Origin of the sequence: Streptomyces sp. SudanB52_2052 (assembly GCF_964272415.1) — a bacterium.
In the GTDB taxonomy this organism is placed as follows: Bacteria; Actinomycetota; Actinomycetes; order Streptomycetales; family Streptomycetaceae; genus Streptomyces; species Streptomyces olindensis.
The window spans coordinates 1,384,942-1,411,239 of sequence record NZ_OZ186796.1; the positions used below are offsets into that span (position 1 = coordinate 1,384,942).

26 protein-coding genes and 1 pseudogene are annotated in these 26,298 nt (G+C 72.6%); 8 read left to right on the forward strand and 19 right to left on the reverse strand.

Going from position 1 to position 26,298, the window contains the following annotated elements:
* Positions 1-2: 2 nt before the first annotated feature.
* Entirely contained in the window at positions 3-1,361 is a 1,359-nt protein-coding gene (locus ACSUPV_RS06090; protein ID WP_436947074.1) for an MFS transporter, read from the forward strand.
* Between the two features lie 228 nt (positions 1,362-1,589).
* On the opposite strand, the gene ACSUPV_RS06095 is transcribed toward ACSUPV_RS06090, so the two are convergent.
* The gene (locus ACSUPV_RS06095) at positions 1,590-2,195 is read right to left on the reverse strand and encodes a lytic polysaccharide monooxygenase auxiliary activity family 9 protein (RefSeq protein WP_031118558.1); all 606 of its coding nucleotides are present in this window, start codon (positions 2,193-2,195) and stop codon (positions 1,590-1,592) included.
* A 393-nt stretch (positions 2,196-2,588) separates the two neighbouring features.
* On the opposite strand from ACSUPV_RS06095, the gene ACSUPV_RS06100 reads away from it, so the two are divergent.
* Positions 2,589-3,314, forward strand: a complete 726-nt coding sequence (locus ACSUPV_RS06100; protein WP_436947075.1) for a dienelactone hydrolase family protein — start codon at positions 2,589-2,591, stop codon at positions 3,312-3,314.
* Positions 3,315-3,562: 248 nt separating this feature from the next.
* Here ACSUPV_RS06100 and ACSUPV_RS06105 read toward each other — a convergent pair whose 3' ends face one another.
* Positions 3,563-3,952, reverse strand: coding sequence for a VOC family protein (locus ACSUPV_RS06105; RefSeq protein ID WP_436947076.1), 390 nt, complete (start codon positions 3,950-3,952; stop codon positions 3,563-3,565).
* The gene (locus ACSUPV_RS06110; RefSeq protein ID WP_031118555.1) at positions 3,949-4,242 is read right to left on the reverse strand and encodes an ArsR/SmtB family transcription factor; all 294 of its coding nucleotides are present in this window, start codon (positions 4,240-4,242) and stop codon (positions 3,949-3,951) included. Before ACSUPV_RS06110 ends, ACSUPV_RS06105 begins: the two co-directional genes overlap by 4 nt.
* A gap of 173 nt (positions 4,243-4,415) precedes the next feature.
* Here ACSUPV_RS06110 and ACSUPV_RS06115 point away from each other — a divergent pair, with 173 nt between their 5' ends.
* Positions 4,416-5,648 carry a serine hydrolase domain-containing protein gene (locus ACSUPV_RS06115; RefSeq protein WP_436947077.1) on the forward strand — a complete coding sequence of 411 codons (1,233 nt, stop codon included), beginning with the start codon at positions 4,416-4,418 and terminating at the stop codon, positions 5,646-5,648.
* Between the two features lie 7 nt (positions 5,649-5,655).
* Here ACSUPV_RS06115 and ACSUPV_RS06120 read toward each other — a convergent pair whose 3' ends face one another.
* The 3 genes from ACSUPV_RS06120 to ribA all read right to left on the reverse strand — a co-directional run bounded on the left by ACSUPV_RS06120 (position 5,656) and on the right by ribA (position 8,682).
* A complete protein-coding gene (locus tag ACSUPV_RS06120) occupies positions 5,656-6,813 on the reverse strand; it encodes a saccharopine dehydrogenase family protein (protein WP_031118553.1) in 1,158 nt (385 codons plus the stop codon).
* On the reverse strand, positions 6,803-7,864 hold the full coding sequence (locus tag ACSUPV_RS06125) for a saccharopine dehydrogenase (RefSeq protein ID WP_436947078.1): 1,062 nt from the start codon (positions 7,862-7,864) through the stop codon (positions 6,803-6,805). The genes ACSUPV_RS06120 and ACSUPV_RS06125 overlap by 11 nt, the downstream gene beginning before the upstream one ends.
* Before the next feature lie 158 nt (positions 7,865-8,022).
* Positions 8,023-8,682: a GTP cyclohydrolase II gene (gene ribA, locus ACSUPV_RS06130; RefSeq protein WP_031118551.1), complete on the reverse strand. Its 660-nt coding sequence runs from the start codon at positions 8,680-8,682 to the stop codon at positions 8,023-8,025.
* A gap of 41 nt (positions 8,683-8,723) precedes the next feature.
* On the opposite strand from ribA, the gene ACSUPV_RS06135 reads away from it, so the two are divergent.
* Entirely contained in the window at positions 8,724-9,452 is a 729-nt protein-coding gene (locus ACSUPV_RS06135) for a creatininase family protein (RefSeq protein WP_114256432.1), read from the forward strand.
* A gap of 155 nt (positions 9,453-9,607) precedes the next feature.
* Here ACSUPV_RS06135 and ACSUPV_RS06140 read toward each other — a convergent pair.
* The 5 genes and pseudogenes from ACSUPV_RS06140 to ACSUPV_RS06160 all read right to left on the reverse strand — a co-directional run.
* Positions 9,608-10,774, reverse strand: a pseudogene (locus ACSUPV_RS06140) (lysylphosphatidylglycerol synthase transmembrane domain-containing protein); the annotation flags it as partial.
* The gene (locus ACSUPV_RS06145; protein ID WP_436947079.1) at positions 10,771-11,826 is read right to left on the reverse strand and encodes a class I SAM-dependent methyltransferase; all 1,056 of its coding nucleotides are present in this window, start codon (positions 11,824-11,826) and stop codon (positions 10,771-10,773) included. The gene ACSUPV_RS06145 and the pseudogene ACSUPV_RS06140, both read right to left, overlap by 4 nt.
* On the reverse strand, positions 11,823-13,028 hold the full coding sequence (locus tag ACSUPV_RS06150) for a glycosyltransferase family 4 protein (RefSeq protein WP_436947080.1): 1,206 nt from the start codon (positions 13,026-13,028) through the stop codon (positions 11,823-11,825). Before ACSUPV_RS06150 ends, ACSUPV_RS06145 begins: the two co-directional genes overlap by 4 nt.
* Positions 13,025-13,423 carry a 6-pyruvoyl trahydropterin synthase family protein gene (locus tag ACSUPV_RS06155; RefSeq protein WP_031118546.1) on the reverse strand — a complete coding sequence of 133 codons (399 nt, stop codon included), beginning with the start codon at positions 13,421-13,423 and terminating at the stop codon, positions 13,025-13,027. Before ACSUPV_RS06155 ends, ACSUPV_RS06150 begins: the two co-directional genes overlap by 4 nt.
* A gap of 172 nt (positions 13,424-13,595) precedes the next feature.
* Positions 13,596-14,576, reverse strand: coding sequence for a zinc-dependent alcohol dehydrogenase (locus ACSUPV_RS06160; protein ID WP_382610348.1), 981 nt, complete (start codon positions 14,574-14,576; stop codon positions 13,596-13,598).
* Between the two features lie 108 nt (positions 14,577-14,684).
* On the opposite strand from ACSUPV_RS06160, the gene ACSUPV_RS06165 reads away from it, so the two are divergent.
* Positions 14,685-15,446, forward strand: a complete 762-nt coding sequence (locus ACSUPV_RS06165) for a CDP-alcohol phosphatidyltransferase family protein (RefSeq protein ID WP_031118544.1) — start codon at positions 14,685-14,687, stop codon at positions 15,444-15,446.
* A 39-nt stretch (positions 15,447-15,485) separates the two neighbouring features.
* Here the strand turns inward: ACSUPV_RS06165 and ACSUPV_RS06170 are convergent, their stop codons facing one another.
* Positions 15,486-15,866 carry a winged helix-turn-helix transcriptional regulator gene (locus tag ACSUPV_RS06170; RefSeq protein WP_037769498.1) on the reverse strand — a complete coding sequence of 127 codons (381 nt, stop codon included), beginning with the start codon at positions 15,864-15,866 and terminating at the stop codon, positions 15,486-15,488.
* Positions 15,867-15,979: 113 nt separating this feature from the next.
* On the opposite strand from ACSUPV_RS06170, the gene ACSUPV_RS06175 reads away from it, so the two are divergent.
* Positions 15,980-16,381: a RidA family protein gene (locus ACSUPV_RS06175; RefSeq protein WP_436947081.1), complete on the forward strand. Its 402-nt coding sequence runs from the start codon at positions 15,980-15,982 to the stop codon at positions 16,379-16,381.
* A 9-nt stretch (positions 16,382-16,390) separates the two neighbouring features.
* Here the strand turns inward: ACSUPV_RS06175 and ACSUPV_RS06180 are convergent, their stop codons facing one another.
* Positions 16,391-17,905 (reverse strand): ABC transporter substrate-binding protein, encoded by a 1,515-nt coding sequence (locus ACSUPV_RS06180; protein WP_436947082.1) that lies wholly within the window; start codon positions 17,903-17,905, stop codon positions 16,391-16,393.
* 152 nt (positions 17,906-18,057) lie between these two features.
* Between ACSUPV_RS06180 and ACSUPV_RS06185 the strand changes: the two genes are divergently transcribed.
* Complete coding sequence (locus ACSUPV_RS06185) at positions 18,058-18,999, forward strand: ATP-binding protein (RefSeq protein ID WP_037769502.1); 942 nt, start codon at positions 18,058-18,060, stop codon at positions 18,997-18,999.
* Between the two features lie 152 nt (positions 19,000-19,151).
* Here ACSUPV_RS06185 and ACSUPV_RS06190 read toward each other — a convergent pair whose 3' ends face one another.
* Positions 19,152-19,526, reverse strand: a complete 375-nt coding sequence (locus ACSUPV_RS06190; protein WP_436947083.1) for a hypothetical protein — start codon at positions 19,524-19,526, stop codon at positions 19,152-19,154.
* 155 nt (positions 19,527-19,681) lie between these two features.
* Between ACSUPV_RS06190 and ACSUPV_RS06195 the strand changes: the two genes are divergently transcribed.
* Positions 19,682-19,996 (forward strand): hypothetical protein, encoded by a 315-nt coding sequence (locus tag ACSUPV_RS06195; protein ID WP_037769504.1) that lies wholly within the window; start codon positions 19,682-19,684, stop codon positions 19,994-19,996.
* Positions 19,997-20,478: 482 nt separating this feature from the next.
* Here ACSUPV_RS06195 and ACSUPV_RS06200 read toward each other — a convergent pair whose 3' ends face one another.
* The 5 genes from ACSUPV_RS06200 to ACSUPV_RS06220 form a co-directional block, all read right to left on the reverse strand.
* Positions 20,479-21,393, reverse strand: coding sequence for a YceI family protein (locus ACSUPV_RS06200; protein WP_359790322.1), 915 nt, complete (start codon positions 21,391-21,393; stop codon positions 20,479-20,481).
* A gap of 138 nt (positions 21,394-21,531) precedes the next feature.
* Complete coding sequence (locus tag ACSUPV_RS06205; protein ID WP_436947084.1) at positions 21,532-22,374, reverse strand: NmrA family NAD(P)-binding protein; 843 nt, start codon at positions 22,372-22,374, stop codon at positions 21,532-21,534.
* 167 nt (positions 22,375-22,541) lie between these two features.
* Positions 22,542-23,633, reverse strand: a complete 1,092-nt coding sequence (locus tag ACSUPV_RS06210; protein WP_037769510.1) for a maleylacetate reductase — start codon at positions 23,631-23,633, stop codon at positions 22,542-22,544.
* Positions 23,630-24,499, reverse strand: a complete 870-nt coding sequence (locus ACSUPV_RS06215; RefSeq protein ID WP_031120135.1) for an intradiol ring-cleavage dioxygenase — start codon at positions 24,497-24,499, stop codon at positions 23,630-23,632. The genes ACSUPV_RS06210 and ACSUPV_RS06215 overlap by 4 nt, the downstream gene beginning before the upstream one ends.
* Before the next feature lie 47 nt (positions 24,500-24,546).
* Positions 24,547-26,286 carry an FAD-dependent oxidoreductase gene (locus ACSUPV_RS06220; RefSeq protein ID WP_436947085.1) on the reverse strand — a complete coding sequence of 580 codons (1,740 nt, stop codon included), beginning with the start codon at positions 26,284-26,286 and terminating at the stop codon, positions 24,547-24,549.
* Positions 26,287-26,298 lie beyond the last annotated feature (12 nt).

Here is a 26,298-nt window from a genome sequence, read left to right on the forward strand (position 1 = left end):
CCGTGTCCGTCCCCGCCATGCCCGAAGGGGCCGCCGCCCCTCCCGGCCAGCCCAGGAAAGCCGCCACCGCCGCGTGGATCGGCAGCGCCCTGGAGTACTACGACTTCTTCATCTACGGCAGCGCCGCCGCGCTGATCTTCCCCGAGGTCTTCTTCGACGAGTCCGACCCGGCCACGGCCACCCTGCTGTCGCTGGCCACGTTCGGCGTCGCCTACGCCGCCCGCCCGGTCGGCGCGCTGGTCCTCGGCCACTTCGGCGACCGGCTCGGCCGCAAGAAGATCATGGTCTTCACGCTGATGCTGATGGGCCTGTCGACGTTCCTCATCGGCTGTCTGCCGACCCGGGAGCAGGTCGGCACGCTCGCCCCGGTCCTGCTGGTGCTCTGCCGGGTGCTGCAGGGCATCTCGGCGGCGGGCGAGCAGGCCAGCGCCAACTCCATGACGCTGGAACACGCGCCACCGGACCGGCGCGGCTTCTTCACCAGCTTCACGCTGAGCGGCACGCAGGGCGGGCAGCTGCTGGCCACGCTGGTCTTCATCCCGGTCGCCGCGCTGCCCGAGGAGCAGTTGCTGTCCTGGGGCTGGCGGGTGCCGTTCTGGCTGAGCGTCGCGGTCGCGGTCGCCGGTTACGTCATCCGGCGCAAGCTGGACGAGACTCCGGCCTTCGCCCAGCAGGCCGCCGCGGAGGGCGTCGTGAAACTGCCGCTCCTGGTGCTGCTGCGCGAGCACTGGGCGGACGTGCTGCGGGTGATCGCGGGCGCGCTCATCGCCTCGGTCAGCACGATCTTCACGGTGTGGGCGCTGGCGTACGCCACGAGCGACGCGGTCGGCATGTCGCGCACGGCGATGCTGTGGGTGGGCGCCCTGGCCAATGTGGTCGCACTGGCCGCGATCCCGCTGTGGGCCACGCTGTCCGACCGGATCGGCCGCCGCCCGGTGTTCCTGATCGGCGCGGCCGGCAGCGCGGTGACGATGTTCCTGTACCTGTGGGCGGTCTCCACGGGCTCCTACCCGCTGACCTTCCTGACCGGCGTCCTCTGCTTCGGGGTCGTCTACAGCGCCGCGAACGGGGTGTGGCCCGCCTTCTACGGCGAGATGTTCGCGACCCGGGTGCGGCTGTCCGGCGTGGCCATCGGCACGCAGATCGGGTTCGCGGCGGCCGGGTTCGCGGTGACGTTCGCGGCGCGGATCGCGGGGCCGGGCGGGGACGACTGGTCGGCGGTGGCGCTGTTCACCGCGGCGTTGTGCGTCCCGCCGGTGGTGGCGGCGGTGTCGGCGCGGGAGACCCACAGGGTGCCCACCGAGGCACTGGGCGAACGCGCTGCCGGGAGTGCCGTCCGGCCGGACAAGGTGACGGTCTGATCATCGTTGCCGTCGGGTGCGGGGGACGTGGGGCTGGTCGCACAGGCCCTGGGCGGTACTCAGCTGTTGAACAGCCGCTTGCCCCCGTGCTCCTCCAGGCGGGGAACGCAGGAAGCCCCGTCGGGGCAGGGTGACCACAGGGGCCCCTTCCCCGGCGGGGCTCGGTCGGCCGGGCGGCGGGTTACCGGCGCCCGGCCGGGGCCGGTGCCGTGTGCGGTGCTTTGCGGCTCAGCCGAAGTTCACGTCGCTGCACCACATGTAGGCCTGGTCGAGGTGCGAGGCCTGCCAGATCACGAACAGGATGTGGTGTCCGGTGTAGCCGGAGGTCTGGACGGGGAACGTGATGTTCTGTGCCGGGGCGAAGCGGCCGGTCTGCGTGATGAAGTCGAGGTTGCTCCAGCCCAGGGTCTGGGTCTTGGGGTTGAAGCCCTGTTTGCTCACGTAGACCTTGAAGTAGTCGGCACCGTGGGACGCCTGGTCGTACAGGTGGACCGAGAAGTTGTTGCCGACGGTGGTGGTCTTCCACGGTCCGGGCTTGTCCAGGCTGGCGTTCCTCGAGAGGTTGTTGCTGCAGAGTGTCCCGTCGGGGGTCCGTGCCTGGAACTGGCCTCCGAGGCCGTCGCGGAGCGCGCTCATCCAGTTCCACATGGTGTCGGGGTTGGCCTGGAAGGCCTGCCAACACATGGGGTCTTGGGTCTGCATGGCCGGGTTCGTGTGGTTGTTGCCCCACGTCTTCCAGCACTGGTACGCGCGGGTGGCGGGACCGACGACAGTGCCGTGAGCCTGGGCGGGGGTCGACCAGGCGACGGCGCCGACGACCACGGCGAACAGCATGACGAGCGCCTGGAGAGGCCGACGGAGGGACGCCCGTGAGCGCCCGGTTAACGGACTCTTTTTGCGCATGTGGGGGGACTCCTTCCAGTTGCAAGGCTGTTATGGGAGCGCTCCCAAGGTCCGGTCTTTTGAGTGAGATGTCAATGAAGCGGACGGAGTTGATTATGAGGGCGTGCGCCCGGTGGCGATCGAAGGCGGTATGCCCCCGGCGGAAGAACCAGCAGGTCCACCTCCAGCACCGTGGCCGGGCAGGTGATCCGAAACCGCTGCCGCGAGGGACGGGGTTTGTGGCGGATCATGAGCCATCGCCGCATTTCAGAGGAACACCCGCGCTGATCTGCCAGCGGCAGAACAGCGGCCCGACCGGACTCGACGATCACACAGTCCGGTCGCATGACGACGATCAGAACGCGCACGGTCGAGTACCCCGCCGACGGTCTGACGATGATCGGGCACCTCGCGCTGCCGGCCGGTGTCGATCGCCGGCCCGCGGTGCTGCTCGGGCCAGAGGGCATGGGGCTCAGCGACGTCGAGCGCCGCCGGGCCGATGCTCTCGCCGAGCTGGGATACGTGGCCCTGGCCTTCGACCTTCACGGCGGGCGCTATGTGGGTGACCCCGAGGAGATGCTGGCCCGTTGCATGCCGCTGCTCGCCGACCCCGACCGGATGCGGGGCATCGGTCATGCGGCGCTCGACGTGTTGCGCGCCGAGCCGCGGACCGACCCGGACCGGATCGCCGTCATCGGCTACGGCACCGGAGGCGCCGTCGGCCCGGAACTCGGGCGCGACGGCGTCAACCTGCGCGCGATCGGGACGGTCAACGCGCTGACCACGGGCCGACCGGGCGAGGCGGCGCGCATTCGCTGCCCGGTGTGGGCCGGCGTCGGGTCGGAAGACCCGATCATGCCGCCCGCACAACGGAACGCGTTCACCGCCGAGATGCAGGCCGCAGGCGTCGACTGGCGCCTCGCGGTCTACGGCGGCGCCTTGCACGCCTTCCACCACCCGCCGGTCGACCACCCCACGGTCCCCGGCGTCGGCTACCACCCACGGCACGCGCAGCGAGCCTGGCACGACGTCGTCGACCTGCTCGCCGAGTGCCTGACCGTAACGGAGTGATCCGGTCGACAACCGCGATTCCGGGCCGCGGACCAGGCCCGTCGACCGCCACCGGCTCCGGTGGTCTCACCCTCGACGCGGTCAGCGGCTGGAGGGCGCCCGTCGGCAGGGGTGTTCTTGCGGCCAGGAGTCCCACGACCTGGCCGAGCCGGCCATTGGCGCGGGCCTCGCGGATGCGTTCGCGCCCACACCGGAATCGGCGGCCACACCCCAGCCAGCCGCGTCACCAACCTGTCCGGGCAGCACACCTAGGCCTTCGTGTGCACGATCTGGATCAGGTTGCCGCATGTGTCGTCCAGCACGGCCGCGGTGACCGGGCCCATCTCCAGCGGCTCCTGGGTGAACCGCACCCCGAGCCCGCGCAGACGCTCGAACTCCGCCGGGACGTCGTCCACGGCGAAGGAGGCCGCCGGGATGCCGTCCTCGACCAGGGCGGTCTTGTAGGGCTGGACCGCGGGGTGGCCGGAGGGCTCCAGCAGCAGTTCCGTGCCGTCCGGGTCCTCCGGTGAGACCACCGTCAGCCACCGGTCCGCGCCCACGGGGATGTCGTGCTTCTTCACGAAGCCCAGCACGTCCGTGTAGAAGCGCAGGGCCTTCTCCTGGTCGTCGACGAAGACGCTGGTGATGTGGATCCTCATGGGGTGTCCTCCGGTCGGTCGGGCCTGAGCCATCGGGTCATGATGCGCTCGAGGGGCTCGGTGTTCAGGTCGTGGAACTTGTAGCGGCCCTCGCGCCGGGTCACGACGAGACCCGCCGACTCCAGTACCGCCAGATGCTGGCTGATCGCCTGGCGGGACAGCCCCAGACCGTGCTTGGTCACCAGCCGGGTGCAGATCTCGAACAGGCTCTGCCCGTCCCGCTCCACCAGCTCGTCCAGGATGCGCCGACGCGTGGGGTCGGCCAGGGCCTTGAAGACATCCTCCGCCATGACCCCACGATAGGCAAGTGATGACTTGCCTATCAAGCGCGACTCCGAGCCGATGACACTCGCTCACCTGTTCCTGCGTGATCATGAAGGGTTCCTGGACGAGGATGGGGTCGGAGGCGGTCCGGGCGGGGTATGCCGGATCTCACCTCGACGAGCGCGATGGAGGAAGAGCGATGGCACTGCTGCGACAAGAGGCGGATCCGGGTGAGGCGGGGCTGGATCCGGAGGCGCTGGGCCGCCTGGACCGGCACTTCGCCGGTCTGGTCGAGGCGGGACGGCTGCCGGGCTTTCTCGTCTCCGTCGCCCGTGGCGGACACGTCGCCCACCTCACCACGCACGGCCTGCGCGACATCGCGGCCGGGCTGCCCGTCGAGCCCGACACGCTGTGGCGGGTCTACTCCATGACGAAGCCGGTCACCGCGGTCGCCGCGCTGCTGCTGGTGGAGGAGGGCCGGCTGTCCCTGGACGACCCGGTCGCCGACCACCTGCCGGCCTTCGCCGACCCGCGGGTGTACGTGAGCGGATCCGGGTCCGAGGTGCAGACCCGCCCCGCCGCCGGCCCGATACTCGTCCGGCACCTGCTGACCCACACCTCGGGTCTGACCTTCGGCTTCTACCACACCCACCCCGTCGACGCCCTGTACCGCGCGGCCGGCCTGGAGTCGTCGGTGCCGCCGGGCGCGGACCTCGCCGAGACCATCGAGGTCTACGCGAGCCTGCCGCTGCAGTTCGAGCCGGGCACCGAGTGGAACTACTCGGTCGCCAGCAACGTCCTGGGCCGGGTGATCGAGGTGGTGTCCGGACAGCCGCTCGACGCGTTCTTCATCGAGCGGATCTTCACGCCGCTCGGCATGACCGACGCGGGTTTCCACGTCACGGACGAGCAGGCGCCCCGGCTGTCCGAGATGTACGGGGAGAAGGAGGGCGGCGGCGGCATCGAGCCGATCCCGGGGCTGCCGCTGCACGGCCGGCCTCGGTTCCTGTCGGGCAGCGGCGGCGTGGTCTGCTCCGCCAACGACTACCACCGTTTCATGGAACTGCTGCGCCGCCGGGGCGAGTTGGACGGCGTCCGGCTGCTCGCCCCGGAAACGGTGGACCTGATGACCCGCAACCACCTGCCCGGCGGCGCCGATCTGCGGACCTTCGGCAGCCGTCCCGCCCACGACGAGCCCGGCAACGAAGGCGTCGGCTTCGGCCTCAACTGCTCCGTGGTGATCGACCCGTCCCGCACGCAGGCGCCGTCCGGACTCGGCGCCTACGGCTGGAGCGGGGTGGCGACGACGACGTTCTGGGTCGACCCGGGCCGCGACCTGACGGTGCAGTTCATGACGCAGGTGCGGCCCAGGACCTCGCACACGGTCTTCAAGGACCTCAAGAGGCTGGTCCACGAGTCCCTGGTCGGCTGAACGCCGCTCACCGGTCGACGCGGAGCGTGAACTCGATTCCGTCCCGGGCGAGTTCACGCAGCCACCGCTCGGACCGGTCGGCCGTCTCGGCGGCGCGGTTCAGGCCCGCCGGCAGGGAGCCGTCCAGGACGTGCCGGACGCCCAGGGCGAGTGTGCGCGAGACGCAGCGGGCCATCGCGCTCTCCTCGGCGTCGCCCACGAGGTCGAGGAGGTAGCCGCCCGTCCAGGTCGGTCCCGTCTCGGCCCGCACCTCCAGGGACACGGCGAGCACGACCCGGTCGCGGTCGTCGTCCGTGGTCGGGTAGGTGGCGGCCAGTTCACCTGCCAGGGCCGTGATCCGGGCGTCGTCGCCGGTCTTCAGCTCCTCGAAGACGGAGTCCCAGGCGCGCAGCCAGCCCTCCAGGCGCAGGGTGCCGCGTACGAAGGTCCGCGGCGTCCAGGCGTCCGGCAGCCCGTACTGGGCGACGAACGGCACGCTGTCGCGGTTGGGGTAGACCTCGAAGGTCTCCCCGTCGACGACATGCCGCCGGGTCGCCTCCCAGGGGCGTTCGGCGACGGTCTCGGCACCGTTGTCGATGTAACGGGCCGGGGAGCGCAGGGCGTTGAGGACGCCCGCGGGTGCCCAGCTGAAGCGGTAGGTGAAGTCGTTCGGGACGGCGGGGACGCCGCCGCAGTACGAAGTGAGGGTGTACGAGGCGGGCGTGGCGTCGCCGACGGCCTCCCGGGCCCGGGCGACGAGGTCGTGCGCGAAGAGGTGGTCGATGCCCGGGTCGAGCCCGGACTCGGTGAGGACGACCACCCCGGCCTTCTCGGCGGCGGGCACCTGCTCCAGCACCGCCTGAGACACATAGCTGGAGCACGCGAAGTGCGCGCCCAGCCGTACGCACGCGGCGAGCAGCGGGGCGTGTTCCGGTGCGGGCAGCATCGACACGACGATGTCGCCGGGTGCCAGTTCGGCGGTGAGCGCGGACAGCGTGTAGGCGCGGGGCTCGGCCCGTCCGGCCAGGCACAGCCGGTCGAGGGCGTCGGCGGCGCGGCTCTCGGTGCGGTGCCAGAGCCGGACGCGCTCGGCGGTGTCGCACAGCGCGGCCAGCCCGCTGCCGGTGGACAGTCCGGCGCCGATCCAGTGGACCGTGCCGCTCGCGGGTACCGGGTCAGTGGGCATGGGGCTCCCCCTCGTCGGGACCGTGCTCACGGGACGCCTGGCGGAACCGGTCGAGGCAGCGCGCCCACGCCCCGGCGACGCCGAAGTCGAGCAGGTGGGGCAGCAGGGCGGCCGAGAAGTCGGCGCTGGACTCCAGGGGCAGCAGGGAGGGCAGGTTGTCGATGGCGATCAGGTCGAGCGGCGGCTGCGCGCGCAGTCGCCGCACCGGCTCGTCCCATGTGGTGGTCTCGTCGTACACCGGGAGGACGTTGAGCGGCGAGCCGACGTCACAGGTCACGTCGCACAGGGTGCGCAGGCGGCGGTCCGGGGTGTCGAGGTCCTGCTCGCGCAGGAAGGGCGGGACGGGGCTGGTGGCGAGCACCGCGTTCACCATCACGTCGTGCCGCAGCAGGGCGGCGCGGTCCAGGTCGCGGGTCTCGGCGAGGTCCCAGCAGGTCGGGTCCGCACCGGCGGTGGCGAAGGCCACCCGGGCGCCGCGGCCGCTGCGTCCAAGGGCGCCGATGACCAGGCCGGTGAAGTCGGCGTCGGTGTCGGCGGGCTTGAGGGTCTCGTCCAGTTCGTCCTTGGTGGTGGGCACGAGCGGCGCCCGCAGCCGGCCCCGGTGCTGCAGGACGGCCAGGGCCGCGCCCAGGTAGCCGGCCCAGAAGCCGAAGGCGGCGAGGCGCCGTCCGGTGTCGTCGACCAGGTACTCCAGGTCGAACAGCGCCCCGCCCCCGGCGGCGAACCGGCGCAGCAGGCCGGCCGCTCCCGGCTGGCCCTTGTAGGCGTGGCCGAAGAAGATGTGCCGGTGCGTCAGTTCGACGGGCTCATCGGGCAGTTCCTTCAGGCCGAGCACGACGGCGTCCGGCGGCGCCGTCACCCAGGAGCCTGCGGGGGCGACGCGGCAGCCGGCCGCCTGGTACTCCTCGATCGGGAAGATCCGCTGCGGGGACTCCTCGACGGTCAGTTCCACTCCGTTCTCGACGAGGCGCCGGGCGTCGTCGGGCACGACGGGCGTGCGTCGCTCGGTCGTTCGGGCCTCGTGGCGCAGCCACAGATGGAGCTCGGTCATACCAGGTGGGCCTCCGGACGTGAGGCGTCGGCCGCTTCAGGGCCGACGCTCAAGGGGCGGACGTCCACGAAGCGTACGCGGCCCGCCTACGGGTCGCGCACGGATTCGCCCAGGTCACGTCGGGGAGGACCGGAACCAGCCGAGGCGGCTCCGGCGCCTCAGGAGGAGCTGACCACCGCGTCCAGGTGGGGCAGGTGGTGGTCGAGGCGCTCCCGCTTGGTGCGCAGGTAGGTGATGTTGTTCTCGCACGGCGGTATCAGCAGCGGCACCTGCTCGGCGACCCGGATGCCGTGGTTCACCAGGGCCTCGCGCTTGCGCGGGTTGTTGGACATCAGGCGGACGGAGTTCACGCCCAGGTCCTCCAGGATGCGGGCGGCCACGCCGTAGTCGCGGGCGTCGACCGGCAGGCCGAGGGCGAGGTTGGCCTCGACGGTGTCCAGGCCCTCCGCCTGCAGGGCCATCGCGCGCAGCTTGGCGAGCAGGCCGATGCCGCGGCCCTCATGCCCTCTGAGGTAGACGACGACACCGGCGCCCTCGGCGACGACCGCGCGCAGGGCGGCGTCGAGCTGGTCGCCGCACTCGCAGTGCTGGGAGCCGAAGGCGTCGCCGGTCAGGCACTCCGAGTGCAGCCGGATGAGGACGTCCTCCGTGCCGATCTCGCCGTAGACGAGGGCCACCTGTTCGTCGCCGCGGTCGTGGTCCAGGTAGCCGACCGCCTGGAATTTCCCGTACACGGTGGGCAAGGGGGCATTGACGACGCGTTCCACGCCGGTCCGCTGCGGGGACTTCTTGCCGAGTACACCAATTTTTTCTGTCATGATTCTCGAGTTCCTAAGCAGAGACGAAAGGCCGTGGAGTTATGAGTGATCTGGTACCGGCGGACACCACGGAAGACATACGGACGCGAGGCGCCGGTGTCTCACGGCAGGTCGCGGTGCTTCCCGTGGGGAGCTTCGAGCAGCACGGTCCGTTCCTTCCGCTGGCGACCGACACGCTGGTGGCCTGTGCCGTCGCGCGGGAGATCGCCGGCGCGTACCCGGTGCACCTCCTTCCTCCGGTGACGATCTCGTGCTCGCACGAGCACGCGGCCTGGCCGGGGACCGTCAGCATCTCCTCGGTGACCCTTCATGCGGTGGTACGGGACATAGCGGATTCGCTCCGCCGGTCCGGGGTCGACGCCCTGGTGGTGGTCAACGGGCACGGCGGGAACTACGTGCTGGGCAATGTCGTTCAGGAGTCCTCCGCCCGCGGTGAGCGGATGGCGCTCTTCCCGGCCCCGGAGGACTGGGAGGCGGCGCGGGAACGGGCGGGTGTGGTCACCTCGCTGCTCACCGACATGCATGCGGGGGAAATAGAAACCTCCATCCTTCTGCACGCTCATCCCGAAATGCTCCGACCCGGTTATGAGACTTCTGATTTCGTCGCTGACGACCGGCGTCATCTGCTCACCCTCGGCATGTCCGGCTATACCGATTCGGGTGTCATCGGCCGTGCTTCGCTGGGTTCGGCGGAAAAGGGGAAGGAACTCCTGGCGAGCCTGGCGGATTCCTTCGGGGCGTATTTCTCGTTGCTGACCTCCGACGGGTAGTCACCTTCCGGCGCGGTGCCGGGTCCAGGGGCCGGAGCGGCGGCCCGGGGCCCGGCGCGCAGGCCCGCGTACCAGCGGGCGACGAGCACGATCAGGCCGGGCAGGCTCGCCACGAGGCTGAGCACCCCGTAGACGACGGCGACGGCGAGTCCCCGGCCGGCGCCGAGGCCGGCGGCGCCGAACGCCCAGGCGGTGACGCCCTCGCGGGGCCCCCAGCCGCCGACGTTCAGCGGCAGGCCCATCGCCAGCAGCGCGAGCACCGCGAGCGGCACCAGGACGGCCACGGAGGCGGCGGCTCCGGCGACGTGGGCGGCGAGGACGAACATGGCGACGTAACCGGCCAGGACGACCACGGAGGAGACGACCACCCCGGGCCCGTTGCGCCGGGACAGCAGCCCTTCGCGCGCCTCGGCGAGGGTCGCCCGCAGCTTCCGGCCCCGGGGGGAGGGTGCCGCCCGGTTCATGCGCAGGGCGAGGACGACGGCGACGGCGCCGAGGGCGGCCAGGGCCGCGAGCGGGGCGATGTGCCGGGCCTGGGAGAGCACCGGCGACGGCATGGTCAGCAGGACCACGGCCCCGACGGCGAACAGCGCGAGCTGCCCGGCGGTCCGTTCGAGGACGACGGCCTTCACGCCCCGCCGCAGGTCCCCCTCGCTCTGCCCGTGCCGCACGGCCCGGTGCACGTCGCCGAGGACGCCGCCGGGCAGGGCCGCGTTGAGGAACAGCGCGCGGTAGTAGTCGGCGACGGCCGGCCCGAACGGCAGCCGGATGCGCAGCCCCCGGGCCACCAGGGCCCAGCGCCACGCGCTGAACACCGTGGTGACGAGCCCGATCCCGAGTGCGAGCAGCAGCGTCACCGCGTCGATCCGGCGCAGCCCGTCCAGGAAGACGCCGGTGCCGAGCCGCCAGAACAGCACGCCGACGATGGCTGCTCCGGCGAGGGTCCCGAGGTGCGTTCGGACCTGGCGGGAGCCGAGCCGGGCGAGGGCGGCCCGGAGGGGGCCGGGCGACGGGGAGCCGGCCGGAGTGCGGTCGGCGTCCGGGGCGGTCGCGGGGCCTTCGACGGCGGTGGCCTCGGTGGGATGTCCCGAGCCGCTGCCGGTCGCCGGGGCCGATGCCGGTGCCGGTGCCGGTGCGGTGGCCGAAACCGACGTCGATGCCATCGCCTGCGCCGGTGCCGTTGTCGGAGCGGTGGACTCCGCGAACGGGCTCCGGGTGCCGGCGTCCGCCACCCACGGTGCGCCGGCCGGCGTCGGCCGTTCGCGCACCGGAGTCAGCACGCTCCGCGGGGCCGCCTCCGTCCCCGTCGCCTGCGGGCTCATGACGCTCCGCCCACCGGGCGGCACAGGGCCAGGAGGTCGGTGTGGTGGACGGTGACGCGCAACTCGCCCGCGGCGCAGGCGGCCAGACGGTCGGCCAGGTAGGCCTCGGCGGGGACGCGCAGGTCGGGGCGTTGCTCGACGGCGGCGCCGACCCAGCCGCGCAGCCACTGCTCGGTCAGCGCGGCCTGCTCGGGGCCGAGCCGCCAGGGGCTCGGGTGCAGCCGTACCGTCGCGCCCTGTTCGGAGAACGCCTCGGCCGCCGCCGTGACCGCGTCGGGGCCGAGCAGGCCGTCGCGGCGCTGGTGGTCGTTGAACGCCTCGGCGATCTCCGCGTCCAGCGGGTGGGACGGGGTCAGCTCCACGCGCCCGGCGACGGACAGCGTCAGCAGGGCGGGACAGCCGGCTCCGGCGCAGGCGGCGGCGAGGGTGTCGAGCTCCTCGCGGGTGAGGACGTCCAGCAGGGCGGAGGCCGTCACCAGGGAGGCGCCCTGCAGGGCGTCCGGGGTGAGGCGGGCGACGTCACCGCGGCGCGTCTCCACGCTGACCCGGCTGCCGTCGGCGGCGGAGCGCGGGGAGGAGACGGCGGCGAAGTGCAGCAGATAGGGGTCGCGGTCGTGCAGGACCCAGTGCTGGGCGCCGTCCAGGCGGGGGGCGAGCCAGCGGCCCATCGAGCCGGTGCCGCAGCCCAGGTCGTGGATGACGACGCCGCCCGACTTGCCCGGCAGGTTGGCGAGCCGGATGCGCAGCGGGTCGAGCAGGTCGTGCGCCCGCGCGGCGGCGTCGGCGGGCTCCCGCAGCTCCAGCCACTCGGGCGCGTAGCGGGGCGGATCGTCGGGCCCGGCCTCACGCAGCTTCACGGTGGGCCGCGGTGCGGCCGTTCCGACGCTGGGTCCGGCGCCCGGGATGACCGCGCCGACGGCCTGCCCCGCCACGGACGAACCGACCGGGCCCGCGCCCGGAATCACGCCGTCCGTCGACTCGGCGGTCTTCTGCCTCGGCCCGGGCTGGGCCGGGATCGTGCCGCTCTGCTGGGTCGTCACCGGGTTCGTCATGCGGCCCTCCGGGGTTCGGTCGGGAGCCGGCGCAGTACCGCCGCCAGGCTCTGTGCGGTCGTCGCCCACCCGTCGAGGGCGGCACGGCGGCCGCGGGCGGCGGCCTTGAGGCGGCGCCGTACGTCGGCCTCGCCGAACCAGCCGCGCAGTTCGGCGGCGATGGCGGCGGGATTCTCCGGCGGGACGAGGATCCCGGGCACTCCGCCGTCGGGGGCGCGTCCGACGGCCTCGGGGACACCGCCGACGTCCGTGGCCAGCACGGGGATGCCACGGGCCAGCGCCTCGGTCACCGCCATGCCGTACGTCTCGGCGTACGAGGTGAGGACCATCAGGTCGGCGGTGGCGTAGGTGGCGTCGAGCGCGGCACCGGACCGCGGGCCCGCCAGCTCCAGCCGGTCCTCCAGGCCGTGCGCGCGGATCAGGGACCGCAGATGGGCGACGTACTCGGGGTCCTGGGTGAGGCCGCCGACGCACACGCAGCTCCACGGCAGGTCGGTCACCGCGGCCAGCGCCTCCACCAGCCGGTGCTGGCCCTTGCGCGGGGTCACGGCGGCCACGCACAGCAGCCGCGACACACCGTCGGTGCCGGGCGCGAGAGGCGCGATGTCGGCGCCGGGGGCGGCGACGTGGACGCGCTCCGGGGGCAGACCGTGGTGGGCGACCAGGCGGCGGACCGCCCAGTCGCTGGTGGCGATCACCGCGGGCACGGCCCGCAGCACCGCCCGCTCCCTGGCGTCGAGTTCGGCGGCGACCGCCGGTTCGAGCCCGGTCTCGTCGCCGAGCGGGAGGTGGACGAGCACGGCCATGCGCAGCCGTTCCGCCTCCGGCACCACGATCTCCGGGACGCCGCAGGCCACCAGCCCGTCGAGCAGGACGGCGGCGCCGTCCGGCAACCCGGCCAGGGCGCGGGCGAGTTCCGTGCGGGCGGCCGCCGACGGCCGGGGCCAGTCACCGGCGACGGCGTGCTTGGTCACCTGCCAGCCGAAGCCGGGCAGGTCCAGGCACACGCGCCGGTCGTAGGCGTTGCCGCCGCTGGGCGTCGCCGGGTCGTCGACGCCGCCCGGCAGCACGAAGTGCACGGTGCGCAGGGACATGGGGATGATCTCGGCGTTTCTCAGGGCGGTGTGCTGCACGGGGACGTAGTTCAGCCGCGCCGGTGCCGAGCCGGTCTGCTCGGGCCGCTCGATGGTCGTGTCGGTCACAGCGCACGCTCGTAACTCGCCCAGGCGATGTGCGACTCGTGCAGGGTGACGGTGAGGCCGGCGATGCCCTTGGCGCCCTCGCCCAGCGCGCCCTTGTGGATGCGCTCGGCGAGCCGGTCGGCGATGACCTTGGCGAGGAACTCCGTGGAGGTGTTGATACCGGCGAAGTCGGGCTCGTTGTCGAGGTTGCGGTAGTTCAGCTCGCTGACGACGGCCCCGAGTTCCTGGGTGGCCAGCCCGATGTCAACGACGATGTTGTCCTCGTCCAGCTGTTCACGCCGGAAGGTGGCGTCCACCAGGAACGTGGCGCCGTGCAGGCGCTGCGCCGGGCCGAAGACCTCGCCGCGGAAGCTGTGGGCGATCATGATGTGATCGCGGACGGTGATGCTGAACAACGGACGACCCTCCAGGTGCGGCGCGTCTGCTCCCCCGCCATGGCTGCCGGGGATGCCGTGTAGTACGGCTGTCTGCCTTCCCCTGTTCAGCGTCGGGTACGTCTTTTCTCAGGTCAGGCGCTCTTGTCGTGGCCGATGTCGTACCGGATGGAACGAATCGTCAGCCGATGTGTCAATCGCTCTCGTCGTAGCGGACGCGGTGACAGAGGGCGGGGATCTCGCCCGAGGCGAGTGCCGGCAGCACGTCGGGCAGGTCCTCGAAGGCGGACTCGCCGGTGACGAGGGCGTCGAGCGCCGGGTCGGCGAGCAGGTCGAGGGCGACGGCGAGCCGGTCGGCGTAGGTCCGGTTCGGGCGGGCCGGGGAGACGGTGCCGACCTGGCTGGAGCGGATGACCAGGCGCCGGGAGTGGAAGGCCTCGCCGAGCGGGAGGCTCACCTTCCGGTCGCCGTACCAGCTCAGTTCGACGACGGTGCCCTCCGCGGTGAGCAGTTCCAGGGACCGGGCGAGGCCCTGCTCGGTGGCGCTGGCGTGGACCACGAGGTCGCAGTCGCCGTCGGCGTCCGACGGGGTGGCGAAGCCGACGCCGAGCGCCTCGGCGGTCTTCGCGCGGGACGGGTCGGCGTCGACCAACTGTACGCGTACGCCGGGGAACCGGGCGAGCAGGGCGGCGACCGAGCACCCGACCATGCCGCCGCCGACCACGGCGATCCGGTCGCCGACCAGGGGCGCGGCGTCCCACAGGGCGTTGACGGCGGTCTCCACGGTCCCGGCGAGCACGGCCCGTTCGGCGGGCACGGTGTCCGGGACGGGCGTCACGGCGCTCGCCGGGACGACGTACCGGGTCTGGTGCGGATACAGGCAGAACACCGTACGCCCGGCGAGCGTCTCGGGCCCCTGCTCCACCACTCCGACGTTGAGGTAGCCGTACTTCACCGGGCCCGGGAAGTCGCCCTCCTGGAACGGCGCCCGCATGGCCGTGTGCTGGCTGGCCGGCACGCCGCCGCGGAAGACGAGCGTCTCGGTGCCGCGGCTCACGCCGGAGAACAGCGTGCGCACCAGCACGTCGCCCTCGCCGGGTTCCGGCAGGGCGACGTCCCGGATCGCGCCTCGCCCAGGCGAGTCGATCCAGAACGCGCGTCCGGTGTGCTTCATCGAAGTCCTCCTGAACGATCGGGAAGCTGCTTGCGTACCGAGGGGTGCACAGGCCGCGCACAAGGTAGCGGCGTTGATCGACTCTGTCACACGGCCGGAGGGTGTTCGGTGGCCCTGAACAACACTTACGACGCGAGGCTCGTACAGCAGGAGACCGCCCTGGGGGCGGGTGTGCAGGTTCTGCTGCTGGCCCTGATCGGCACGGCGATCGGCATGGGCCCGGCGGGCTGGCTGACCGGCCTCGCGTTCGCGTTCGCCACCTGGGCGGTGCTCTCCCGGGCCCTGCACCGCTCCCGGCTGCGCTCCTTCGGCGCGGCGAACCGGGTCACCCTGGGCCGGGCCACCCTCGTCGGCGGGGTCACCGCGCTCGTCGCGGACTCCTTCCAGAGTTCTCCGCCGGTGTCGCTGTTCGTCGGACTGACGGCGGTGGCGCTGATCCTCGACGGCGTCGACGGCAAGGTCGCCCGCCGTACCGGCACCTCGACCCCGCTGGGCGCGCGCTTCGACATGGAGGTCGACGCGTTCCTGATCCTGGTGCTCAGCGTGTACGTGTCCATGCAACTGGGCCTGTGGGTGCTGCTGATCGGCGGCATGCGGTACGTCTTCGTCGCCGCCGCCCGCGTCTGGCCCTGGCTGACCGCCGCGCTTCCGCCGAGCACCGCCCGCAAGACGGTCGCGGCGCTCCAGGGCGTGCTGTTGCTGCTGGCGGGCGCCGATCTGCTGCCGTACGCGGCCAACTTCGGGGTCGCGGCCCTGGCGCTGGGCCTGCTGGTGTGGTCGTTCGGGCGGGACGTGCTGTGGCTGTACCGGACCTCGCGGGTCGAGAAGGCCCCGGCTCCCCGGCAGGTGCGGGAGCTGGTCGCGGGCTGAGAGCCCGGCGGGTTCGCTCTGCAGGCGCCCCCGGGCCGGTCAGCCGTCGAAGCGTCCACGCGCCGACTCGATGTGCCCGAGGTACTGGTGGGTCCAGCCGCAGATCGCGTCGACCGTGGCGCGCAGGGCCCGGCCCGGCTCGGTCAGGGTGTACTCGACCTTGGGCGGCACGGTGGGGTGCACCGTCCGGTCGACCAAGCCGTTGCGCTCCAGCATCCGCAGATTCTGGGTCAGCATCTTGTGGCTGACGCCCTCCACCTCGCCGCGCAACTCGGTGAAGCGCAGGGTGCGTTCGCCGAGGGCCTCGATGATCAGCAACGCCCACTTGTTGGCGACGTCGGAGAAGATCTCCCGGGCCAGGGAGTCGGCCCGCCGGAGGTCCGCGTTCTCGGGCAGGTCCCTCAACTGCTTGGTCACCATCTGGTTCCCCAGTCACTGAAAAGTGCGTTCTTCCAGGTCGGCCGTCACTCTCCTACGGTTTCCGAGTAACCGCAAGAGAGCGCGGGTGCGCGCTCGACGGAAGGACGGGAACCATGACCACCCTCGACGTCTACGACCACGGTGTGCCGGCGGAGGGCCACTTCGGCTACGCGCAGGCGATCCGGTCCGGCGATCTGATCCACGTCTCGGGCCAGCTCTCGTTCGACGAGGCGGGCGGCTTCGACCCCGGGGACGATGTCGCCGCCCAACTGGAGCAGACCTATGTGAACATCGACAGGGTCCTGGCCCATTACGGGGTGACGCGGAACCAGATCGTGTCCCAGACGCTGTACGTGGTGGACCTGGTGCGCAACGCCGAGGTGGTGGCGGAGGGCAACCGGGCGTACTTCGGCACCCACCGCCCGGTCAGCACGGCCCTGGGCGTCACCGAACTGACCTTCCCGGGGCAGGCCGTGGAGATCAGCTGCGTGGTCGACACGCGGCTGCCGGCCTGAACCCGCGGCTCAGCGTCGCGTTCCGGCTCCGACCAGGGTCCGCTCGTAGGGGTCGAGGAGCACGCCCCGGACCGTGGTGGCGACGCCGACGATGATCCGCTGGTGCGCCAGCGGCACGACCGCGTCGGTACCGAGGACGGCGGCCTCGGCGGCCATGGCCGCGTCCTGCCGCTCGCCGGTGCCGTCGGTCCTGTCGGCCTCGGCGACGGCCCGGTCGACCTTCTTGTCGCACAGCAGGGCGAGGTTGTAGCCGCCGTCGCAGGTGTAGTCACTGGCGAGGATCCCGACGGGGTCGCCGGTGTCCAGGAGGCTGTTGCGGGCGCCGATGAACGCGTCGAACTTCCCGGCGAGCGCGTCGCTCTCCAGGCGTGAGTACTCGCGCACCTCCAGTTTCACCGTGAAGCCGGCCTTCTGGAGCTGCTGTTGCACGACCTGCGCGGCCTCGGGCAGCTCGGGCCGGTTGTCGTAGGTGGCGAGGGTGATCCGCGTGCCGTCGGGCCGGGCGGGCTTCGCGCGTCCGGCCGGCTTCACCCGCTTGTTCTCGGCCCAGGTGACGGCGGGGCCGTAGATGCCCGCGCCCGGGTCGGCGTATCCCTCGAAGACGCCCTTGACGAGGGCGGAGGAGTCGATCGCGGTGCGGGCGGCGGCGCGGAGCTCCGGGTCCGTGAAGGGGCCGGACCTGGTGTTGAGTTGCAGGCTGGTGGTCCGCGTGGTGCCGGCTTCCCGGAGGGTGTCCTCGTCGAGCGTGGCGGCCTGCGCGACGGGGACGGCCTCGGCGATGTCGACGTCCCCGGTGCGTACGGCGTTGGCGCGCGCGGTGCCGTCCTTGACGAAGCGCGCGTCGATGCCGGCGGCCTGGGCGCGGCCGCCCCAGTAGTCGTCGTAGCGGTCGAGGGTGGCGGAGCCGCCGCCGTTGACCTTGGTGATCTCGAAGGGCCCGGTGGCGGTACCGACGGGATCGGGGCGGTCCGCCTTCCCGTACGCCTTCGGGGAGAGGATCGCCAGGCTCGGGCTGGACAGGCGCATGGGCAGGACGGGGTCGGGGGCTGCGGTGGTGATGCGCAGGCCGCGGTCGCCGTCGGCCCGCGCGCGGAGGGTGACGCCGGCGAGCGCGGCGGGCGCGGGCTTCGCGCGCGTGGCGTGGGTGAGCGCGGCGGCCACGGCGGACGGGGTGACGTCGGTGCCGTCCTGGAAGGTGGCGTCGCGCAGGGTGAAGCGCCAGGTGCGGTCGTTCTCACGGCGCCAGGAGGAGGCGAGCGCGGGGGTCGCGGCGCCGTTGGCGTCCAGGGCGGTCAGTCCCTCGGTGACACCGAGACGGCTGAGCAGCGTGGCGTCGGCCCCGTACGGCGAGAAGTTCTCGGCGGGCGGGAAGGCGAGCGCGACGCGCAGCCGGGAGCCCGGCCGGCCGTCGTCCGACGACGACGCCCCACCAGGGGAGGCGAAGCAGCCGGCCAGGCACGGGACGAGGGCGAGCGCGGCGAGGATCCGGGAGCGGGGCTTGATGCTGATGTGGCGCACTTGCACAGCATATGCATCAAGCCGGGTCACCGGCCGACCAGGGGCCGACGACAGGGAAATACGCACCAAAACCCGTACAGCCCACACGATTTGACAGCCCGACGCCCGCTCCCGGAACCTAACCACATGACATCCATTTTCAAAAAGGCGGGTGGGTCGTGAGGGTCGCGTTCGTCGGCAAGGGAGGCAGCGGCAAGACGACGCTGTCGGCGCTGTTCTCCCGCCACCTGGCGCGTTCCGGCGCCCCGGTCCTCGCCATCGACGGCGACATCAACCAGCACCTGGCCGAGGCGCTCGGCGGCGAGGAGAAGTCCGCTCCTCCCCTGGGCGCGCACCTGCCCGAGATCAAGGACTACCTGCGGGGCACGAACCCGCGCATCCCCTCCCCCGAGGCGATGATCAAAACGACTCCCCCGGGGCGCGGCTCCCGCCTCCTGCGCCCTCTCGGCGACGACGCGCTGCACGCGCGGCACGTCGGCCGGGCGGGCGGCGTACCGCTGATGGTCACGGGCGAGTTCGACGAGTCGGACCTGGGCGTGGCCTGCTACCACTCCAAGCTGGGTGCGGTCGAGCTGTACCTGGGCCACCTGGCGGACGGGCCCGGCGCATACGTCGTGGTCGACATGACGGCGGGCGCGGACGCCTTCGCCTCGGGCCTCTTCACCCGCTTCGACATCACCTTCCTGGTGGCGGAACCCACCCGCAAGGGCGTCTCGGTCTACCGCCAGTACCGCGACCACGCCGAGCAGTTCGGCATCCGCATCGCGGTCGTCGGCAACAAGGTCACCTGCGAGGACGACCTCCTCTTCCTCAAGGAACAGGTGGGGGACGACCTCCTGACCCACCTGGAGCAGTCCTCCTGGATCCGCGCGGCCGAACAGGGCCGGGAGCGGGGCGAGCTGGAAGCTCACAACCGGCACGCCCTGAACGTCCTGCGCGAGACGGTCGACTCCCACCCCCGCGACTGGACCCGGCTGCACCGCCACGCGGTCGAGTTCCACCTGCGCAACGCCCGCGCCTGGGCGGACGCCCGCACGGGCGAGGACCTGGCGGCGCAGGTCGACCCGGAGTACGTCCCGGGCGGCCCGGCGAACGCCTGAGCCCTCTGCACCTCACCGACGACCAGACAGGACGCCCCGTCATGTCCCTCGACGTATCCGACCGACTCCTCGCCGAAGGGCGATCGCCTCTCTCGCCGCCGATCTGATCCTGAGCCGAGCACCGGAGTTCAGGGACTGCTGACGGGCCGAGGTCAGCCCTCCCTCGCCTCTCGGCGACGGTCTCGCGTGGCCCGCGTCAGAGCCAGCGCGGTCAGCGGCACGGCGGTCAGTACGGCCGCCACGGTGCCGACCAAGGGAGGGCCGGCCTCCCGCAGGGACGAGGCCAGTGCCATGCCTGCCGCCCAGGAGCCGATGGTGACGCCCACGTTGGACGCCGCGCTGCTCAGCGAGGAGGCGAGGGTCGGCGCGGAACCGGCGAAGCGGACGACGAGCGCGCCGAGCACAGGCGTGGCCGCGAAGCCGGTGATGCCCAGGAGGGTCACCAGGACGACGGTCACCCAGGGGCTGGTGGAGAAGAGCACCAGCAGGCAGAGGATCAGCGTGGTCGTGCCGGCCGAGGCGATCATCGTGGCCAGAGGTCGCCCACGCGTCCGCCGGCCGCCGTACCCAGCACGGCACCCACACCGTAGGCGGCGAGCACCACTCAACCTCCCTCCACTGCGCTGCACGACTACCGTGAAACCCTTGTGGGGACGTCGTCCCCGCACGAGGCCAGGAACCCATGACCGACTCGCATACGGCCCGCGTGACCTTGCTGGTGCTGTACTCGCCCCGGCTGGAGGAGTGCCGGCGCTTCTCCCAGGACCTCGGCTTGACCTTCACGGCGGAGCGACACGGTCAGGGGCCCGAGCACCATGCCGCCGTCCTCGGCGACGGCACGGTCTTCGAGCTCTACCCAGCCCGTCCGGACCGGCGAACCGACGCCCTCCGTCTGGGCCTGACGGTGGACGGCACGAGGACGACTCCGCCGCTCGCGGAGGGACGCCACCTGCTCAAGGACCCGGACGGCCGCACGGTCGAGGTTCACGCCACCTGAACACGCGGGCCGGGCCCCCGGTCGCTCCACCCCCGCCCGTCCCCCGGCGTCGGCCGATCAGGCAGCCCTGCATGCCCGGCTCCGATGGGCCCGGACCACCTCGGCGTACCGGTGGCCCGTGCCCTTGATCGTGCGCTGCTGCGTCGCCCGATCGTGCCGTCGGGGCGGACCACGTCGGGGAAGGCCCGGGGCCTTTCGGTGCGATCGGGAAAGGGCAGCGCGATTTCCGGGCGAGCGGGCACGAGGGAGACAGACCTGACGGCAGACAGACCTGGCGGCAGGTCAGGTGAACGCTGGGTGCTCGGGGTTCGTCCCGGGCAGCCGGTGCCGCCGCGCAGCGGGCACCGGAGGGACGAAGACACGAGGATCACCTCGTAGCGCGGCAGGGAGACGGCGGCGACGGTGTGATCACGCACGGCCGTCTCCCTTCGTTCGTCACGCCGGCGCGCCACCCGGGTCGTGGGCGGCGCGGGGGCCAGGGATTATTCCGGGGGGGTCGGGGTGTCGTGGGTGCGGTACATCGCCTGGACGTCCAGCTCCAGTTGCACCGTCGGGCCGACCACCGCGATGCCCCGGGCCAGCATCGAACGCCAGTTGAGGGTGTAGTCCTCGCGGTGCAGTTCCGCCGTGGCCAGGGCCGCGCAGCGCAGTTCCTGTCCGTAGCCGCCGTTCACCGTGCCGAGGTACGTCGTGTCCAGCGCGACCGAGCGGCTCACGCCGTGCATCGTGAGCGAGCCCTGCAGCGTCCACTTGCTGCCGCCCCGGTAGGCGAAGCGCGCGCTGGTGAAGTCGATGTACGGGAAGCGTTCGACGTCCAGGAAGTCGGCGGACCGCAGGTGGTTGTCGCGGGTGGTGTTGCCGGTGGTGATGCTGGAGGCGTCGATGCGGACGTGCACGCGGGAGTCCGTCATGTCCGGGGCGATCTGGATGCCGCCCTCGAAGCGTTCGAAACGGCCGTGGACGTGCGCCATGCCGACGTGCTTGGCGATGAACCGGATCGCGGTGTGCGGCGGGTCGAAGAGCCATGTTCCGGGGGTCGGCAGCTGGAGGGCCTCGGCCGGTGCGAGCCAGACGCGCTCGGTGGGCGTCGACGCGCCCGCCACGACCTCGATCGTCTCGCGGTGCGGCCGCAGGCCCTCCGCCGAGATCAGCAGGCTGTAGCGGCCCGGCGGCAGCGCCGCGAGGAAGTAGCCGTAGGGGTCGGTCGTCCCGCGGGCGGCGACACGGTGGGTGTCGAGGGCGGTGACGGTGACGTCCGCGGCCGCCAGGGGCGAGCCCATCGGGTCGACGACCTCGCGGGCCACGGCACCGGCACCGGACGGAAGGGGGAGGGCGAGGCCCGCCGCTGCGGCGGAGGTGCTCTTGAGCCACCGGCGCCGGAGCAGTGCGAGGGCCATGTGGTTCACCTTTCTTCGGGTGTGCGCCCGTACGGCGGCGGTTCAGCGCACGCCGTACGGCCGCACCTTGCTGCGGTCACACCCCCTCGTCGATCCTGACGGACCGGGTTCCGGCGCGGGTGTCTCATTACGAGACAGTCAGGACCGCGCCCGGAAGACGTCCGCGTGCTCGGCGGCCCACTGGGCGAAGGTCCGCGCGGGGCGGCCGGTGACCTTCTCGACGGTTCCGGCGACCGTGCGGCCCACCTCGGGGGTGTTGCCGTACGCCTCCAGCAGGAAGCCGATGACGTCCTCCGGGAGGAACGCCGCCCGCCACCGCGCGACGGCCTCCTCCTCGGTCAGCTCGACCAGGGTGATCTCCCGGCCGGCGGCGGCCGCGATCGTCTTCACCTTGTCGCCGACGGTGAGCACCTCCGGGCCGGTGATCACGTACTCCTGCCCTCCGTGCCCCTCCTCGGTGAGCGCGACCGCGGCGACGGCGCCGATGTCGCCCTCGTGGACCATGGCGCTGAGCCGGTCGACGAACGGTTCGTGAACCTCGCCCGCGGCCGCGATCCCGTCCGCCCACTCCAGGGCGTTGGCCATGAACTCGACCGGCATGAGCACGGTCCAGCTCACCTGGGCGTCGGCGCGCACCGCGTCCTCCAGCGGGGTGGGCCCACCGCCGTGCAGCACGGTGATCCGGCGGACGCCGGCCGAGCGGGCCAGCTCCAGGATGCGCGGGCCGGTCTCCAGTGGGGTGAAGGCGGCCCCGCCGAAGGTGATCAGGTGGAGGCCGGTGATTCCCTCCAGGGCGGGGGCAAGGCCGTCCGGCGCGGTCAGGTCGCCCTCGGCGATCTCGACACCGGCCGGGAAGGCGGCCTTCGCGGCGTCCCGGGTGAGGGCACGGACCTCATGGCCCCGGGCGAGCAGTTCGGCGACGACCTGCCGGCCGACGGTTCCGGTGGCGCCGGTGACGAGGATCTTCTGCGTCTGAGTCATGCCACGACCATAGGAAGCCTTGCGGTCACCTTCTGTCCGCAAGACCGTGCCACGGGAGGGCCGTTCGGGCCAGACCGCCGTACCGCCGGACGGCCGTTCCGGCCAAACCACCCTGCCGCCAGGCGACCGCCCCGCCAGACCGCCATCCCCGCCAGGCGACCGCGCCGTCAGGCGACCGCGCCGTCGGCGGGCTCCGGAGGGCCGCCCTCGTACGCCGCCCGCAGCACCGCTCGCACCCCGTCCGCCGTCACCGGGCGCGGGTTGGCGTACGGCTCGCCGGCGATCCGGTCCGCCGCCGGGGCCACGTCGCCTTCCCCGAGGCCGAGTTCCGCGAGGGACCGCGGTGCGCCGAGGCGCCCGGACAGCTCCCACAGGGCGCGGGGCACGTCGTCGGCGCCGAGTGCCCGGCGCAGTACGGTCGACGCCCCGGGGGCGGCGGGGGCGTTGAAGGCGAGGACGTACGGCAGGACCACGGTGTGCGTCTCGGCGTGCGGCAGCCCGTAGCTGCCGCCCAGCACGTGGCAGACCTTGTGGTGCAGCCCCATCGTGGTGGCGCCCAGGCACGCGCCGCACAGCCACGCCGCGTACAGCGCCCTGCCGCGCGCCTGCAGGTCCTCGGGGTCGGCGGCCAGCAGCGGCAGCGCCTCGGTCATCGCCCGCACGCCCTCCTCGGCCATGACCGACACCAGCGGCGAGGCGTCCGGGGCGTACAGCGCCTCGGCGGCGTGCGCGAGCGCGTTGACGCCGCTGGTCACGGTCAGCGACAGGGGCAGGGAGAGCGTGAGCCGGGGGTCGTAGACGACGCTGCGGGGCTGGACGACCGGGTCGCGGCCGGTGCGCTTGGTGCCGTGCTCGGTCAGGCCCCAGACCGGGGTCATCTCGGAGCCGGAGTAGGTCGTCGGCACGGCGATCAGCGGCAGCCCGGTGCGCAGGGCGATCGCCTTGCCGAGCCCGATCGCGGAGCCGCCGCCGACGGCGACGCAGCCGTCCGCCCCGGCCGCCCGGACCGCCGCGACGGCACGGTCGACGTCCTCGACGGGTACGTGCATCCGGGCCTCGGCGTGCAGTCCCACGCAGTTGTCGCCGAGCGCGTCCGCGACCGCCCGGGCGACGGGCTCGCCCCGGCTTCCGCAGACCACGAGCAGTCTGCGCAGCCCCAGGCGCGCGGCCTCGCCCGGCGTCGCGGTGACGGCCGCGCCGGGCCGGAACACGACCCGCACGGGCCGGGTCTCGTAGGTGAACTCCTCCTGGAAGGTCATGCCGCACGCTCCAGTACGAGGTCGAAGTCGGCGTGCCGGAAGGGGTTCGGGACGCCGAACTCCCGGGCCAGGGCCGGGTCGTCGGTCTCCGCGAAGTCCTGGACCAGGCTCTGCTTCACCGCGAACACGGCGTCGGAGTCGAGGTAGTCGCCGCCGGCGACGAAGATGTGCGTGGTGACGGGCGTGTGTCCCTCGGCCGTGGCGATGAAGTGGATGTGCGCGGGGCGGTACGGGTGCCGTCCGGTCGCGCGCAGCAGGCCGCCGACCGGCCCGTCGGTGGGGATGGGGTACGCCGCCGGGACGCAGGTGCGGAACCAGAAGCGGCCCTCGGCGTCGGCGGTGAACAGGCCGCGCCCGTTGCCGGGGGGCTGCACGCCGGGCTGCTGGACGTCGTAGAAGCCCTTGTCGTCGGCCTGCCAGACGTCGACGAGGGCGCCGGGCAGCGGCGTGCCGTCCTCGGACCGCACCCGGCCGCTGACCACGCAGGGTTCGCCACCGCCGACGAGGTCGATGTCGGCGCCGAGTTCGCGGACCGGCGACTCGGTCATGTGGAAGGGGCCGAGCACGGTCGACTCGGTGGCCCCGGGCGCGCGGTCGCCGTGGAGGGTCTCGACGAGCATGGAGAGGCCGAGCACGTCCGACAGCAGGATGAACTCCTGCCGGGTGTCGGTGCAGGCCTGCCCCGTCGCCGTCGCGAAGGCGATCGCCCGCTCCCACTCCTCCTGGGTGAGGCGCGTCTCGCGGGCGAAGTCGTGCAGATGGCGGACGAGCGCGGTGAGCAGCTCGCGCAGCCGCGGATCGGCCGTCGTGCGCAGGCTGGCCAGGGCCTGCTCGGTGACGTCGGCCCCGGTCGCGTCGGTGGTCATCCCCGCTCCTCGTCGTCGACGTGCGCTTCTTCCATGATGGCGCGCGCTCAGGCGTGCCCGAGGATCCGCCGCAGCGCGTCGGCGAGCCGTTCCCCGGCGTCCGGGGCGGCGGTCGCGTGCCGGAAGGCGACGAAGCCGTCCGGGCGTACGAGAAGGGCGCCCGCGTCGGACGTCTCGCGCAGGCGTGCCCAGTCGCCGTACGGGTCCTCGTACTCCTGCCCGGGACCGATCACCACGGTGGCGATCTCGACGTCCTGCGCCTCGGCCGCCCGCACCCAGTAATCTCCCCCGATGCCGGTCAGCAGGGTGAAGCGGCCCCGGCCGACCGTGTCGAGGGTGGAGAGGGTGCGTGTGCCGGAGGTGATCCAGGCGTGCGGGAGCCGGGCGCCGGGGCGGGAGGAAGGCTGGTGGTGCAGCTCGGGGTCGCGGGTGAAGCCGGGGTCGGGCGTGCCGTCCGGCACGATCGCGTCGGAGGCGTAGCGCTGGTTGAGGTCGACGCCGTGCGCGTTGAACTCGTACACCTTGAAGGCGATCGCCTCCCGTAGCCGGGTGCGCTGTTTCTCGGCGGCCTCGGTGGCGTCCTTGCGGGCGGCGATGTTGGCCCACAGTTGCTCGGGGGTCTGCGGGGAGAGCCCGTCGAGGGCCTCGAAGACCGGGGCGGTCTCGCGGATCGACTGGTTGGCGCGGGTGACGATCTGCCGGCCGACCGGGGCGCGCTCGGCGGTGTAGCTGTCGAGCAGCCGCGGGTGGGCGGTGCCGTCGAGGACGAGCCTGAGCTTCCAGGCCAGGTTGTAGGCGTCCTGGATCGAGGTGTTGGAGCCGAGACCGTTGGACGGCGGATGCCGGTGCACGGCGTCGCCGGCGCAGAAGACCCGGCCGTTCGCGTACCGCTCGGCGTACATCTCGTTGACGGTCCACGCCGACGACGACTTGATGGTCACCGGGATGTCGTCGTCGCCGACGAGCTTCCGGACGACCGACTCTGCGTACTCGGTGGTCAGGTCGGGCGCGCCCGCGTCGACGTCGTACCCCCAGACGATCAGCCACTCGTTCCAGGGGCGGACGCAGCGGACCAGGCCCGCGCCGATGCCACCGACCGTCGCGCCGGGGGCGAGGACCCAGTAGAGGGTCGAGGGGCGGTGGGCGGTGTACTTCGCCAGGTCCGCCTCGAAGACGATGTTGATGCTGCCGGCCACGCCCATCTGGCCGCCCATCGGCAGCCCGGCGTCCGCGGCGACCTTCGAGCGTCCGCCGTCGGCGCCGATCAGGTACTTGGCGCGGATCTCGTACGTGTCCCCGCGCAGCCGGTCGCGGACCGTGGCCGTGACGCCATGCGCGTCCTGGGTGTGGGAGAGGTACTCGGTCTCGAAGCGCAGGCGGGTGCCGCGGGCGACGGCCGCGTTCACGAGGACCGGCTCCATGAGGTGCTGGGGCATGTCGCACATGCGGGTGGGGCTGGCCAGTTCGTGCTCGGCCTGCACGAGCGGGTCGTTGCCCCAGGAGCGGACGCGGCCCAGTTCCTCGCCCGCCAGGCTGGTGCAGAAGGTGGTGTTGCCCATCAGGTGCTGCGGGGTCGCCTGGGCGACGACGTCCTGCTCCACGCCGAGGTCGCGCAGCACCTCCATGGTGCGCTGGTTGGTGATGTGCGCGCGGGGGGTGTCGGCGAGGCTCGCGTAGCGGGTGACGACGATGTTGGGCACGCCGTAGGTGCTCAGGGCGAGCGCGGCGGAGGCACCGGCGGGGCCGCTGCCCACGATCAGGACGTCGGTGTCGACGACGGTGGACACGGGGCGCTCCTG